This window comes from Nitrosomonas sp. (assembly GCF_020852615.1).
Classification (GTDB): domain Bacteria; phylum Pseudomonadota; class Gammaproteobacteria; order Burkholderiales; family Nitrosomonadaceae; genus Nitrosomonas.
Genome location: NZ_JADZAJ010000030.1, coordinates 1 through 14,410, shown reverse-complemented (window position 1 = coordinate 14,410; position 14,410 = coordinate 1). Strand labels below are relative to the sequence as shown.

Annotated in this window: 13 protein-coding genes; 9 read left to right on the top strand and 4 right to left on the bottom strand. The window is 48.8% G+C overall.

Annotated features, from left to right (window positions below; translation table 11 throughout):
- The first annotated feature begins 85 nt into the window (after positions 1–85).
- Together prfB and IT527_RS06780 are read left to right on the top strand one after the other, a co-directional pair.
- A protein-coding gene (gene prfB / locus IT527_RS06785; RefSeq protein WP_292967774.1) for a peptide chain release factor 2 occupies positions 86–1,190 on the top strand; the annotation gives its coding sequence in 2 pieces (ribosomal slippage) (positions 86–166 and positions 168–1,190; 1,104 coding nt in all).
- Between the two features lie 20 nt (positions 1,191–1,210).
- Complete coding sequence (locus IT527_RS06780; protein WP_292967773.1) at positions 1,211–2,464, top strand: putative Na+/H+ antiporter; 1,254 nt, start codon at positions 1,211–1,213, stop codon at positions 2,462–2,464.
- Positions 2,465–2,539: 75 nt separating this feature from the next.
- Here IT527_RS06780 and IT527_RS06775 read toward each other — a convergent pair whose 3' ends face one another.
- Positions 2,540–3,703 (bottom strand): helix-turn-helix transcriptional regulator, encoded by a 1,164-nt coding sequence (locus tag IT527_RS06775; protein WP_292967772.1) that lies wholly within the window; start codon positions 3,701–3,703, stop codon positions 2,540–2,542.
- 356 nt (positions 3,704–4,059) lie between these two features.
- On the opposite strand from IT527_RS06775, the gene IT527_RS06770 reads away from it, so the two are divergent.
- The 3 genes from IT527_RS06770 to IT527_RS06760 all read left to right on the top strand — a co-directional run bounded on the left by IT527_RS06770 (position 4,060) and on the right by IT527_RS06760 (position 6,625).
- Positions 4,060–5,004 carry a tachylectin-related carbohydrate-binding protein gene (locus IT527_RS06770; RefSeq protein WP_292967771.1) on the top strand — a complete coding sequence of 315 codons (945 nt, stop codon included), beginning with the start codon at positions 4,060–4,062 and terminating at the stop codon, positions 5,002–5,004.
- A 146-nt stretch (positions 5,005–5,150) separates the two neighbouring features.
- Positions 5,151–5,516, top strand: a complete 366-nt coding sequence (locus tag IT527_RS06765) for a hypothetical protein (RefSeq protein WP_292967770.1) — start codon at positions 5,151–5,153, stop codon at positions 5,514–5,516.
- Positions 5,517–5,602: 86 nt separating this feature from the next.
- Complete coding sequence (locus tag IT527_RS06760; protein ID WP_292967769.1) at positions 5,603–6,625, top strand: patatin-like phospholipase family protein; 1,023 nt, start codon at positions 5,603–5,605, stop codon at positions 6,623–6,625.
- Positions 6,626–6,786: 161 nt separating this feature from the next.
- On the opposite strand, the gene IT527_RS06755 is transcribed toward IT527_RS06760, so the two are convergent.
- From IT527_RS06755 to IT527_RS06745, 3 genes are read right to left on the bottom strand one after another with little or no spacing between them, the layout of a single operon-like run.
- On the bottom strand, positions 6,787–7,470 hold the full coding sequence (locus IT527_RS06755; protein ID WP_292967768.1) for a nucleotidyl transferase AbiEii/AbiGii toxin family protein: 684 nt from the start codon (positions 7,468–7,470) through the stop codon (positions 6,787–6,789).
- Positions 7,467–7,763 (bottom strand): hypothetical protein, encoded by a 297-nt coding sequence (locus IT527_RS06750; protein ID WP_292967767.1) that lies wholly within the window; start codon positions 7,761–7,763, stop codon positions 7,467–7,469. The genes IT527_RS06755 and IT527_RS06750 overlap by 4 nt, the downstream gene beginning before the upstream one ends.
- 60 nt (positions 7,764–7,823) lie before the next feature.
- Positions 7,824–8,240, bottom strand: coding sequence for a hypothetical protein (locus IT527_RS06745; protein WP_292967766.1), 417 nt, complete (start codon positions 8,238–8,240; stop codon positions 7,824–7,826).
- Between the two features lie 469 nt (positions 8,241–8,709).
- Between IT527_RS06745 and IT527_RS06740 the strand changes: the two genes are divergently transcribed.
- The 4 genes from IT527_RS06740 to IT527_RS06725 all read left to right on the top strand — a co-directional run bounded on the left by IT527_RS06740 (position 8,710) and on the right by IT527_RS06725 (position 14,291).
- Positions 8,710–9,654 (top strand): multicopper oxidase domain-containing protein, encoded by a 945-nt coding sequence (locus tag IT527_RS06740; protein ID WP_292967765.1) that lies wholly within the window; start codon positions 8,710–8,712, stop codon positions 9,652–9,654.
- A gap of 44 nt (positions 9,655–9,698) precedes the next feature.
- Positions 9,699–12,455 (top strand): multicopper oxidase domain-containing protein, encoded by a 2,757-nt coding sequence (locus IT527_RS06735; RefSeq protein WP_292967764.1) that lies wholly within the window; start codon positions 9,699–9,701, stop codon positions 12,453–12,455.
- 289 nt (positions 12,456–12,744) lie between these two features.
- On the top strand, positions 12,745–13,632 hold the full coding sequence (locus IT527_RS06730; protein WP_292967763.1) for an AraC family transcriptional regulator: 888 nt from the start codon (positions 12,745–12,747) through the stop codon (positions 13,630–13,632).
- Positions 13,633–13,859: 227 nt separating this feature from the next.
- A complete protein-coding gene (locus IT527_RS06725; RefSeq protein ID WP_292967762.1) occupies positions 13,860–14,291 on the top strand; it encodes a SpvB/TcaC N-terminal domain-containing protein in 432 nt (143 codons plus the stop codon).
- The last annotated feature ends 119 nt before the right edge of the window (positions 14,292–14,410 follow it).

Sequence of the window (14,410 nt, the reverse complement as noted above, 5' to 3'; positions counted from 1 at the left end):
CGGAGCGAAGGCGGGGGCAGGGCAGCCATGGCGGGTTGTATGGCTATTGTATAATCCGGATTTTGGATAACTCACAGGGATCACCATGGAAGCAGAACAGATCAATGCAATAACCGGCCAGCTGGAAAGCATGAAGCAAAGAAATCTTGATTTACGGAGGTATCTTTGACTTCGATGCCAAGCAAATGCGGCTGACGGAGCTCGAACGCCAGTCTGAAGACCCTGCCATCTGGAATGACCCTGACCGCGCTCAGGAACTGGGGCGCGAAAAAAAATCCCTCGAAAATATTGTACATACCCTGCAATCCGTGGATCGTCAGCTGCGTGATACTGATGAGCTGCTGCAGATTGCCCAGGAAGAAAACGATGATGACACCCTGCAAAGTATTGCCGGTGATGTCGCAGCACTCGACGGAACACTGGCCGGAATGGAATTTCGCCGGATGTTTTCCGACCCGATGGACCCGAACAACTGTTTCATTGATATTCAGTCCGGTTCAGGTGGAACAGAAGCGCAGGACTGGGCATCGATGCTGGAACGGATGTATCTGCGCTACTGCGAACGGCGCGGCCTGGGAGTGGAGCTGCTGGAAGAATCCCCCGGTGATGTGGCTGGTATCAAGAGCGCAACCATCAAGGTAAGCGGTGAATATGCCTACGGCTATCTGCGGACAGAAACCGGTGTCCATCGGCTGGTGCGCAAATCGCCATTTGATTCCGGCAATCGCCGGCATACTTCTTTCGCCAGCGTGTTTGTCTATCCGGAAGTGGATGACAGTATCGAAATCGATATTAATCCAGCCGATCTGCGGGTGGATACCTTCCGTGCTTCCGGTGCGGGCGGTCAGCACATCAACAAAACGGATTCAGCTGTGCGGATCACGCACCTTCCAAGCGGCATCGTCGTACAGTGCCAGAGCGGCCGCTCTCAGCACCGCAACCGTGCTGATGCCATGACCGTGCTGAAATCCAGATTGTATGAAGCCGAGCTGAGAAAACGCAACGAAACCAAACAGGCGATCGAAGATTCCAAAACCGACATCGGCTGGGGTCACCAGATCCGCTCCTATGTGCTGGATCAGTCCCGCATCAAGGATCTGCGCACCAATATCGAGATCGGTAATACCCAGGCCGTGCTCGACGGGGATCTGGATACATTCATCGAAGCCAGCCTGAAACAGGGTGTGTAGTACTCTGATACAGGGCGGGAATGCCGGCTGCAGCTGAGCTGGCTGGCGCAGTGCTGTTTGCACTGGCCATCCTGCATACGTTCAGCATCGGGTTTTTCAACCGGCTGGCGCGTATCCAGCCGGCACATGCCGGATTGTGGCACCTGCTGGGGGAAGTGGAAGTCGTATTCGGCTTCTGGGCACTGATACTGGTTATCACGCTGTTCATTACCGCGGGTGAAGAAGCGGCAGTACGTTACATCGATTCATGCAATTTTACCGAGCCGATGTTCGTGTTTGCCATCATGGTGATTGCCGGTACGCGCCCGATCCTGCAGATAGCGACGACTGCGGTACATCTGGCTGCCCGTATCCTTCCTTTGCCAGACAGCATGCGGTTCTACTTTGCCGTGCTGTCGCTGGTTCCTCTGCTGGGGTCATTCATTACCGAGCCGGCGGCCATGACACTGGCCGCACTTATTTTGGCAGACCATTTCTTCGGAAAAGGTATTTCTGCTCACATGAAATACGCCACGCTGGCTGTATTGTTCGTCAATGTTTCCATTGGCGGCACGCTGACCCATTTTGCCGCGCCGCCGGTATTGATGGTGGCTGGAAAGTGGAGCTGGGATAGCGCATTCATGCTGTCAACATTCGGCTGGAAAGCAGTTATCGCCGTAGGAGTGAATGCCTTGGGTGCAACGTTACTGTTCCGCGAGGAACTGAAGCTGCTGCCTCGGATGGAATTGAGCCGCAGTGATACGGTGCCGCCTGTCCTGACAGGCATACACCTGACATTTCTTATCGGGGTAGTGGTGTTTTCCCATCATCCGACAATATTTATGGGGTTATTCCTCTTCTTTCTGGGAATTGCTCACGCCTATCAGCATTATCAGGATCGTCTGCTCCTGCGCGAAGGGCTACTGGTTGCTTTTTTTCTGGCCGGGCTGGTGGTGCTGGGTGGCCAGCAGCAATGGTGGCTGCAGCCACTATTGATTAGCATGTCCAGTGAGCAGATGTTCCTCGGCGCAACCCTGTTAACAGCCGTGACTGACAACGCGGCACTGACCTATCTGGGCTCTCTGGTTGAAGGGTTATCCGATAACCTCAAATATGCGCTTGTCAGTGGTGCAGTGACAGGAGGTGGTTTAACCGTCATCGCCAATGCACCAAATCCGGCGGGTATTGCCATTCTGCGTGATCATTTTGATGATGAAACTGTGCACCCGCTCAGACTGCTGCTGACTGCAACAATCCCCACATTCATCGCCGCATTGGCGTTCCGGATGTTGTAGGCTGGCCGTCATGTTCTTGTTATACATCAGCAGTTTATGCTGGCAGAATGAACCTGATATAGCTGCTGGGGAATATTATTTCAGATTTGTATCGATATCGATCCCGGCATGCAGCGTCAGCAATAACCTGGCCAGATCAGCCTGTCGATGTGTACCTGTTTTTTCGAATACATGCTGCAGATGGGTGCGCACGGTTGAAAGCGAGATTGACAGCCTGTCCGCAACATCCTGAAGTTTTTCGTCCTTTATGACCTGGAGTGCCACCTTCGCTTCTGCTGCAGTCAGATCAAAAAGATTATGCAGGGTAGCAGGGAGTGGTTCAGGTGCATTTTCCGGATCAACGATCAGCAGCATTGCGCTGACAGATGAATCAGTCAGATCAGGTAATTCATTGCCCAGCGGTAAGGTATGCACAAGAAAGGCCCGTTTGCAGGATGGCCGCGAAATCAGCATATTTCCCCCTGACCGCAATCCATCATGATTTTTCTGACAGGCTGCACCAATCATTCTTTTCAGTTTCAGGCTTTCATTTATCAGGCAGGTATGAAGATACCCCGTTTTATCAGCAGATAACCCATCGGATAATCTGAGTAGGGTTTCTGCTGCCGGGTTGATAAAAACAACACGACCGCTCTGGGAAAGTAATACTGCGCCATAGGCCAGTCTGGCAAGTATTTCCAGTGTGCCGTACTGTCTGAGCTGTAATTCTCCCAGCCTTTTCTGAATCTGGAGTGATTGCCGAAAATGTGGCAGGAGTCGCTGTATGAGCCTGTATCTTTCAGTAGTCGCGAATGACCGCTTGCGCAACGGAGAAGTGATGGTGAGCCAGTTGGTGCTGTTTTTATGCTGCACCAGATTAGTAGCGATACAGTCGCCTCTCTCCCGGGAATTTACCCAGGTGCTGATCCATTCATTGAAAAATCTCGAATGGCGGATGGCCGGGGGTGGCGTGACCTGGCGGCTGCAGAGCATCGTCCCAGGCTCAGACCGGTGGATGATAACCGCCATGTCATCCAGACGGCTGTAGTAGTCGTTATAGCTGTTTACCGCCTCCGGATTAGCCGTCGTACTGGTTGCAACGATGCGGCTGAGTCCCGGTTCTGTAAGGAGCATGCCCGCTGCAGTTCCGCCACACATAGCAACCAGTTTATCCAGCACTTCTTCCCAGGTACTTACCCCAACGGCCGCATCGTAAATACAGCTTGTAAATTCCGAGAATTGCTCCAGCCTGATCACCATACGGATACCCGTAACCCCTGTACAGAAAATTATCCGGCAAACATCCTTAACTGATTCCAGCATTATATGCCAGCAGCAATTCAGTCACCCCGATTTATCGAAGCTATTTCTTTAAAAAAGTACTGTAGTTGAACAGATTGGGGAAAGGGAAATCAACAAATAATTCGCAATAAATTACGCGCTACCCCACTCATTTTTATACGATTTTATTCTAAAAATCACCCTTCTCCATGACATGCAAGCTGCATCAATAACATTCCAGCATCGTATGTTCATATGATGACATTCCTCCCGAGATATATTGAAATAAAAGCTGTTTCAGGGTAGTTTTTAAGAACCTGTTTAAAGGAATTGGGATGGGAAATTTTAAACCAGGCGATATATTTAAAGTGGTAGATCAATTTGATAACACAATTTATACAGTTTGCTCCAACAGTAAACCGGTTCCTCCAGGCGGTGGCCTTGGTGTCTGGAGTGATGACTTATGTTGGCGTCAACATAAAGGTTACGATGACGGAAGCCCTTCATGGAATGGCCCACGCTTAATCAAAACGGATTGGTTGGGTTGGTTTGATAGATACCAGCCATGTGTACCGGGTGGCAATGGATTGATATATGTCATTGGAAAAGATGGCAAATTACAGTTGTATAACCATCGCGGAAATGCGAATGGAGCTGCCAGCTTGAGCGGTCCATATGATGTAGGCGATGGCTGGTATATCGGTGATTTGAATTCAAAACCAGAAATCTGTCTCGGCATATTTTGTGACACAGGAAATGAATCATATACAGGTCTAGTTCCAAAAATTCTACGCCAAAAACCGATCATCTATGCCGTAAGGCGAAATGGACAGCTTCTTTGGTATCGCCACGATGGGGCTTGGGATGGGACGCGCTCTTGGGCTAATGGGGGGGTACCCAAGCCTGTCGGAAATGGCTGGGTTGAGGGTTTTCAGCGTGTTTTTTCTGGATGCAACGGTATTATCTATTTGATTAAAGATGACGGCAGACTTTTCTGGTACAAACATAAAGGCTATCAGGATGGAAGCAACAACTGGGAGCAGCCACAAGAAGTTGGCTCAGGTTGGAATAATTTTTCCAATGTATTTTCTATTGGGGAAGGAGTTATCTACGCCATTGATAATGCGGGATTCGTGTGGTGGTACAAACACAAGGGTTATCAAGATGGCACTCCCGCTTGGGAACAGCGCAAAAAATTAGGTAGTATCGGAAACCTTGATTTTGATCGAGTTATCTGTAACAGCGTTTACTTGAAATATAAGCCGCAAATTATCAAATAAGACGACATATGAGTAAGTTAGGCTGCTATTTGGGAGGCGATTGTATAAACGGTATCCATTATCTTATTTATAGCGCGAATTATCATAAGAGTATCGTTGATATGCCAATCAGTTAGGCTTTCTACAATTACTGTAATGAGGGAGAAATGAGCGAAATCAAACCTGTAGAAAACGAAAGTCAAGCAAAAAAGTTTGTCGTCTGGGCGACGCTAATTGGATCGGTAATGTTTTGGGGTTTGTTTCTCGCATACATAGCCTTAAATTTATTCTGTGATCAGAATAGTTGGATCATCCAGCTGATGAAGGAGCATGCTCCGGCCATGCTCCTTCTGCCACTCGCAGCTCTTGCTTCTTTCTGCAATGTTCTTCTTCTCAAGATCACGGATGGGAAGATTGAAATAGAAGTATTGAAATTAAGATTCCAAGGGGCTTCCGGTCCTATCATTATGTGGGTTATCTCCTTTGGAACGATGGCGACTGCAATCTACTTTCTGTGGTCATTAAAAGTTTGACTTGGTAATACAGGGGGCGTTGCGCGATAAAACCACGTAGTGCCTTTGACCTTTCACACTAGATTTATAGACAAGGAGAAATAGTCGTGGCATATGAATTTCGAAATCTTGTATTTGAAGGTGGTGGTGTAAAAGGAATTGCTTATGTTGGTGCCTTGGGTGTGTTGGAGGAAAAAAATATTATTTCCAGTATCGAACGGATTGGAGGAACATCTGCTGGAGCGATTAACGCGATATTGCTTGGTCTTGGTTTTACCTTGGAAGAAACAATGGATATTCTTGGTTCACTTGATTTCAACAAATTCATGGATGATTCGTGGGGCATAGTTCGTGATACAGACCGACTAATTAAACAGTTTGGCTGGTATAAAGGTGACTATTTCAGGAATTGGATTGGAAAACTGATAAAAGAGAAAGCAGGAAATTCTGAGACAACATTTGCTGATATCGAAGCAATGAAAACAAAATACGGATTCAAATCCTTGTATTTCATGGGGACTAATTTATCAACCTTGTTTTCAGAGGTTTTCTCCGCAGAGCATACGCCAAGATGCTGTATTGCCGACGCGGTAAGAATATCAATGTCCATTCCTCTTTTTTTTGCGGCGAAGCAAAGTGCCAGAGGAGATGTCTACGTCGACGGAGGGGTATTAGATAATTTTCCGATCAAACTGTTTGACAGGGAGAAGTACCTTAGATCTGGAAATTATAAACAAACAGAATACTACAACAAAATTAACTTACAGCTAGAAAATGCTGAGAGACCGGTATCCTCTTATGTGTATAACAAAGAAACATTGGGCTTTCGGTTAGACACGAAAGACGAAATTGCAGTCTTTCGTGATCATGCAGAGCCCGTAAAAAAGGATATAAATAATTTCTTCGACTATACATGGGCACTAGTTAATACAGTATTAGAAGCACAGCAAAGTACGCACCTCCATAACGATGATTGGTCACGAACAATTTATATTGATACTCTGGGTGTAGCTACAACTGATTTTGATCTATCGGAAACTAGGAAAAAAGAACTAATTCAATCTGGGAGAGATGGTGCACTAGCATATTTTAAATGGTACGACGACCCTACGGCCAAAGCCAATAAGTAAAGATAACCACTCCGAAAACTCCCTTCTGTCACAATAGATATCCGCTTGGTTGATCAAACCATTTGGGGGGATTGCCCTGCCTGTCTCAAAGAGGTGATTTGAAAAAAACAGAAGCCGAAATAGGGAGCACCCGATAACTGGTCATGGTAAGACAGATCTTTTCAACTCAGGACGCTCAAAGACTTCGATCTCAGCGTCACGTCAGGCAGATCGCGCACCCTTTTTACAGCTTCGATCAGCGTAGTTTTCTCATCAGTAGTCAGTGCTTTCAAATCACCGTCATTGAAATAAACCAGTGCTTTCAAGCTCTCGCTGGGCTGAAAGTTCGGTCCATACAACTCACGAGCCGATGCAAGTCCGCGAGATAGGCTCACACCAGCGTTGACCATTGCGGCGACATCGCGATAGTCCTTGGCCTCCGCGTGCTGGAGCACGACCTTGACCTTGGTGGCCATCAGATCATCAAAAGACGCCACCAGCAAAACACCGTCATCGGTCAAGTCCGGCTCGCCCATCCGCCCGAAAGCAATAGTACCGAAGAATGAGACTTTCACGTGCTCCCGCCCTGGATTTTCATAGGAGATAAGCACCACCCACGTATTGTTTTGATCTTGCAGGGTCGTGGACTGCGCCATGAACAGAAAAGCTGCCCTGATGGCATCCCTATCAAGTGGTTTTTCTGAGAAAAAATCGAAATCAACAGACTCCCGGTGCCCCAGCCGGAGTGCAATGGCGGTGCCCCCATACAGCGTGAACCCGAGCTTCGGGGCATTGCCAAGCTGCGGCCACAAGCGCTTCTGGGCAGAAGGCAATATATCCATGCAAGGTTTGAACTTGCCGGTCATGTCAACTTTCGTACAGGCAAAGCCGGCACATCATCCCCACTCGCCAACCCCAGGCGATAGTGCCAATACGCCCAGGAGCGCGCGTTGAACTGACCTGCTTCTGCGTGCATAACGATTTCGCGAAGTACCTCATCGCCTACTTGCGAGACAAGGGCCTGAACGTCAGAGTAGTCACCGATGTTCATAACTTGAGCAATCACCCGCTCGGGCATGACTACCGCTTCTTCTGGCGTTTTCCACCAGATGTACTTACTGGCAAACAGCTTCAGCGACTCCTGACTGATCTGGATCATAATGGCATCTCTTCAATATGTTTTTACGATTTTCAATTGAGGGATCTTATGCCACCAAAGTCAAGAATGAAACACGCTTTTGCGAATAGCTGGATATTCCCGCAGCTTTCCGGCAGGCACTGAGGCTTGAATCCGGTGACCACCTGATTGCTCGTATTGAAAATGGCCGGTCTTGTGTTGGAAAAAGCTGAAACAATCAAAAAACGCCTTAAAAACTGTTTTGCCCATATCCCCAAATCCATCAGTCTGGCTGACAAATTGATCACTGAGCGGCGCGAAGAAGCTGAAAAATGACTGTTGTGCTGGATGCCTCGGCGCTGCTGGCTTATTTGCAGAATGAACCAGGACACGAGCAAATTGATGCAGTGCCTTTACATCGGGGACTTCAAAGCGAGTCACACGAGACGGTGATTTCATACCCTGTTTGATATTGGCAACTTCCTGAAGAGAAGCGTTTAATTCATTGAAACCACTCATTTCAAACCTCGTCTTTGAGTAATTTTCTCAGTTTTTCAGCTCAACCTTTTCCGCGCTGGTTAAGTTATCTTTCACGTTTTTGGAGTAAGCAAGTACCAGACTTTTCCTCTAACCACTAGCTGCCATCCTGATTTTCCGCAATCCCCAAATATAGAGTCCACGTGTTCAAGCAACGGCAAAATTTGCATAGTGTTGTTTGAATTCTGCTAACGATAAATACCCGGCCCAGATCAATTTCCATGATTATCTTCCTCCCACGGTATGCAAACCACATCGATAACACCTCAATATCGTATGTTCATACGATGACATTCCTCGCGAGATACGCTGAAATAAAACCCGTTGCAGGGTAGCCCCCAATCAGACAGGGCGTTAGGCAACGATTCAAAAAAACAGTAAAAAATACGAGGAGAAGCAAAAAATGGGAGTTGATTTTTATTGCGGATTATCCGCAAAGGGGAATGATCCAGTGCCCTGGAAGAAAACACCGCACAACACCAGCCTGTCAATAACAAGTGTGTTGACGGGCTGTTTTATTTTGTGGCTGATGTTATCCGGATCGTTTGCCAATGCGGGCAATCTTCACAGTATCCAGATGTTCGCCGAGAAATTACCCGGTGGATTTTACGGATACCGGATGTTCCAGCACATTATCAGGCAGCCAAACGGCACTGAAACAGACATTACCAGCCGCTATGAGACAAGCAAGGCAACCGTTCCGGGGCCGGTTATTGTTCTGAAAGAAGGGGATGTTGCCGAGATCGAGCTTTTTCACAAATTTGCACCGGATACGCCTTTCCATAATCACGTGAGCCTTCATGTGCATGGGGTGCACTACGACATCGAGAGTGACGGCACGCTGAAATATATCAATGCTTACAAAGATGAAAGTGCTACTGCTCAACCGTATCTGTCTTACAAATACCGCTGGAATGCCGCACCGGGTACAGCTGGCACATGGCCGTACCATGACCACAACATGGAAACCCACAATGGCGCGGAAGATAAGGGGCTGTTTGGCACGCTCATTGTTAAGCCGGCAAACGCACCTGAACAGGATGGTGTTGCCAGGGAATATGTTTTTTACATAGGGGATGATGCTTTCTGGGGAATTGAAATCAACAATGCTACCGGCAAACAGACCGCAATGGGATCCAACCCCACCCTCACTGCAAAACAGAATACCAATGTCAGGTTTCATCTGATTGCCCTGGGTACCAATTTTCATCAGTTCAGATTGCCTGGTTATGAATGGGTTGATCCGGGCACGCGCTTTAAAATCCGTGAAAAAGTTATAGGCCCGCTTGAGAAACACGTCTTTACAGTCAAGGCCACGCACTCTTCGCAATACCAGGATGTTGCCTTTTCCAGCTGGCTGCTGGGTATGCGGGGTAACTTCTTTGTGAGCAGGTAACACCTGGCATAGCAGACTGTTTTTCAAATTAAAGGGAATTAAACATGAAATCCAATAATGTAAAGCACTACCCGGCAAAGCTGATCCTGTTTGCGATCAGTTGCCTGTTTCCAGCCTGGATACTGGCGGCCACGCATAATATCCAGCTCTCGGCAGAGATTCTGCCAAACGGCCAGCCCGCGTTCAAAATGATCAGTCATAGCGGTAAAGGCGGCGATGTTTCCGGTTATCCTGCCGAGGCGACCATTCCGGGGCCGACTCTGTTTGTCAAAAGAGGGGATCGGATCAAGATTCAATTGACGAATAACACCAAAGCTCCCGTCAGCCTGAAAACGCCTGGCCTTGCATCCGGCAGTGGGGCACCTGCGGCTCCTGGGCAGAGCAAAACCTATCTGCTGAGCGCGACTCAGCCGGGAACATTTGCTTACCAGGATGAGCGCAACCCGATGACAGGTCTGTTTGGCGCAATTGTGGTGGATGATCCCAATGGCGCTGTCCAGAGCTATGTCGATGGTGATGGCAAAATTGTTGCAGCCGGGCACGACCAACTGGCCAGGGAGTTTGTGCTGTTCATGGTGGGTTCTACCTTCTGGGGAACAGAAATCAATCATGATGGTGTACAGAAACCACTCTGGACCAACCCTGAACCCGGTATGTACATGAATGATCTCGTCCGTTTTCATGTGCTTGCAGTTGGCCCGGGGCATACTTTCCATCTGCATGCGCATCGCTGGATAGAACCCGGTACCGGACAGGGAGTTGCACCGCATATCATTGATACCCATCAGCTCAATGACGCCAATAACAGCCACAGCTTTATCATCAAGGCTGGAACAGGTGTCGGACCGGGCGTCTGGCAATATCACTGCCATCTGATGGCGCACATGAAATCAGGTATGAATGGCCGTATCCACGTGGTAGAACGCGATTCGGGACAACCTGCTGACAGTGTGGCGGGCGCATCTCCCAGTGGTGCCATTTTTGGCAATAACAGTGATAAACCGGGGCTGGTGACATTCATTGTTTCGGATGAACCTGCCACCTGGTTTAGAAGTGCCCGCGGAGATGCACTTAGCCCGGTAACTAAAACCAGATCACTGGAAATTATCCCACCTGGCAGCAGTGTTCATTTTGTAATGTCGGATACTGAAGGAGTGCACACCGTGACCAGCCTGTTGTGGCCCAGCAAAGCAGGCCATAACGACCATGGCGGTGATCACTTCATGATCCCGTTCGATGAAGGCAAAGCCTATCGGGGAGGCGGTATCCTCAAACTCAATGTGCCTGGCCTCTATGTGTTTACCTGTAAGGTTCATCCGTTTATGTTCGCTGCTGTCATCGTGGATGATCCGGCGACCGATGGGCTGGATCTGGGAGAAACCATTGATCTGGTATCAGGCGTCAAGGATCTGCCAACCAGTAGCGACCTTGCCACTCGTCTGTTGCAGACCTTCTTTATTACGACGGTACCGGAAAACTGGCAGAACTTTACGTCATCCAAACCCTGGACACTTGAATATCCCAATGTGGATGTGGTTGTCGATGCCGGTAAGGTATCACTGCCGGGCGTGTTGAATAGCCGATACGGCAACAATATCAGCCTGCAGCCATTACCCGTTCCCGCTGTCCCGGGTGTGGGCGAAGTATGGGTGGATACGCAATTTGAGAAAACTGCCGGTAAAACCAAGCCAGGTACGATCACGGTGGTGGATGCCAGCAACTGGATGCTCAAACGTAAAATTGCGCTACCACAGATCAACATGAACAACCCACATAACATGTGGCCCAATCGTGATCATTCGGTTGTTTACGCAACCCAGTGGTTTGATACCAAACTGACCTTAATTGATCAGAAAACAGGCAAGATGATCAAAAACATCCGCGTGGGAGATTCACCCTCGCATGTGATGACACTGCCCAATACTGATGATGTGACGGTAGCCATTAACGGTGAAAACAGTGTGGTGATCATCCCCAGGGGCACAACGCAGGTCAATTATGCGCTGCCCACCCAGGAACACGGGCAGGCAGCCGCCAGCCCGCATGGTCACTGGATTTCATCCGATGGCTCGCGCATTGTTACACCCAATATCAATACGCATGATGCCGGGTTTTATGATGTTAGAACGGGTGAAATCATCGCGCGGACAGAAACTGGGCAGACCGGAACCGGCGATGTTATGCCGGGTGCACACCCGATCGCTATTGGTATGCTGCCAGATGCCAGCAAAGTGTATGCAGCCAATTTGCTGCACAGCACAGTGACGGTAATGGATGGCAATGGCAGTTTCCTGAAAAACATCAACCTGCTTGAGCACTACAATCCGATAACCGGGGAGGTTACCGGGCCAATCGGAATGTTGCCGATCCAGTCACCGGTATCACCGGATGGCAAAGTGATGGTGACCGCTTCTTACGGTGGACAGATCGTAATAATCGATACGAGAACCGATACCATCGTTAAAACCCTTCCGGGTGATCCCGGCAGTCATGGCGCCAACTTTGGTGCCAAAAAGGGAGGCGGGTACTATGCCTACGTTACCAGCAAGTTCTCCAACCGGCTGATCGTGGTTGACCCTGATCCCAATGGAGACGGTGATTTAAGTGATGCTGAAGTGGCCGGTGCAGTAGTATTGGCAGCCGGTAACAACGTGGCCAGAGATGACACCGTTAGCAGTAACCCTGGTTTTGGTGGTCAGGGTGTAGTGGCATTGCCCAATGTTTATAACGGCTGGGTGCAAACCCTGCCAGCCAGATGGGCAGCTGGATTAACCCCGCAGCAACGTAACCCGGTGCAGTAAGAAAATTGATCAGGGCCTGCCATGGCTCTGATAAATTTCATAGTTTCCTGATAAAAGCATGGTATCGGGCACCGCAATTCGTGGTATGAAAACAGGATAATAAAAAAAGCGGGCCTGAACGATGTCATGACACAACAATAAATATTCTGGCAGCACAGGCTATGCAGGGCAGGATCAATATCGAAGTGAATGAGGTGTTGATATGGGCCGGTTGAAATCTTTCTTCTGTGATTATCCTAAAAATGAGTGTGTCTCTGCATTCCGGGAGGATCACACCGCGACTGCTGACATGGATACTCAATCCTATCCGGATAAATTTTCTTTTACAGGTGGATGTCGGCAACTGTTACAGAATCTCAGAATCTGTGTGGCAACTGCGATGTCATGCCTGCCTCAACCTGTTCATACTGCTGATAGCAATAACGCCAGCTTGATGCTGTTAGTGCCGTTCAACGAAATGACAGTCCTTAACGAGCAGAGTAGTGGCGACCCTGTCTGTTGTCAGCCTGAAGACGCTTTACTGGTGCTGGCTATCCTGATTCATCAGATACACATTGCCAATGTAGTACCCATTGCAATTATCGATATACCTGCCGCACTGACTGCTCTCCAACCCTCTAATCCACCAGATGACTGTCTGATCAGGAAAATCAGCAGCACATCCATCCCGGCGTTGCACCTGCTGATTGGCTATACAAAAATGCTGATACAAGTAGGGGATAACCTGTCTCCCGATCTTACTGTACTGGTTTCCACACAAATACAGGATCTGGTCACGCTGCTGCTTGGCCCGAAACAGGAAGAAACACAAGTTACGAGTAAATGTGGCTTGCGTGCAGCACGATTCGAGGCAGTCAAGCATGACATCCTGGAACATATCGCCGAAAGTGAATTGTCTATCACCCAGGTTGCCCGGCGTCAGGGTATATCGCCCCAGTATATCCGCACTCTGTTTCACTGCGAGGAAACCACCTTTGCCGATTACGTAACCAACTTACGCCTTGAACATGCTTATCAGCATTTATGCAACCCCGCATACAGTGATTGCTGTATCAGCACATTGGCGTTTGATATGGGTTTCAACAACCTCTCCTGGTTCAACCGCGCTTTCAAACAGCGATTCAACCTCACTCCTTCGGAAGTTCGGAATCTGGCCCGACGATCTGCAAATCAATAATGGAAATAGTAGCGCTCAGTATCATTCTTTGTAGCGCTCAGTAGTAGATCGATTTATTGATCCAGTCAAAAATATGCCAAAGGGGTGTAACTTGCCTTCATTAGAAACACTATCGAAATGGAGCAGGTCACCCTGATACCGTATGTTCATATGATGATATTTCTTGCAGAGCGCATAAAAATGGAATTAGTAACGGGTTAATTCTAATCAAACATGGCGTAAGGCTAATGGGTAAAGAAGAAGAGCAAACCAGTAAAGGGACTGATAAAGGTAGTGCGGCGCCAAAGGGTATCTCACCTTTGTCTTCACCTCCGCAGATAAACCTACCCAAAGGTGGTGGTGCGATCCACGGCATAGGAGAAAAATTCGCCGCTAACCCGGTCACTGGCACGGGCTCCATGACAATACCCATTGCCACCAGCCCGGGGCGTTCGGGTTTTGGTCCGCAACTCGCCCTCAGCTACGACAGTGGGAGCGGCAATGGCCCGTTTGGCTTCGGCTGGAGCCTGTCGCTGCCGTCGATCACGCGCAAGACCGATAAAGGTCTTCCGCAGTACCTTGACGCGGTCGATTCCGACGTCTTCATCCTTTCCGGCGCGGAAGACCTGGTGCCGGTGCTCCAGGCTGACGGAACGCGCTTCCGCGACGACATGAGGTAGGTCGTCAATCACAGAGTCCAACGGGTTAAGCGGTCATCTGTTTTGCATAGTATTGTTGGCTGAAAGCAGCAGGCGACAGATAACCAAGTCGTGCCTGTTTGCGGGTGCGGTTGTAGAAG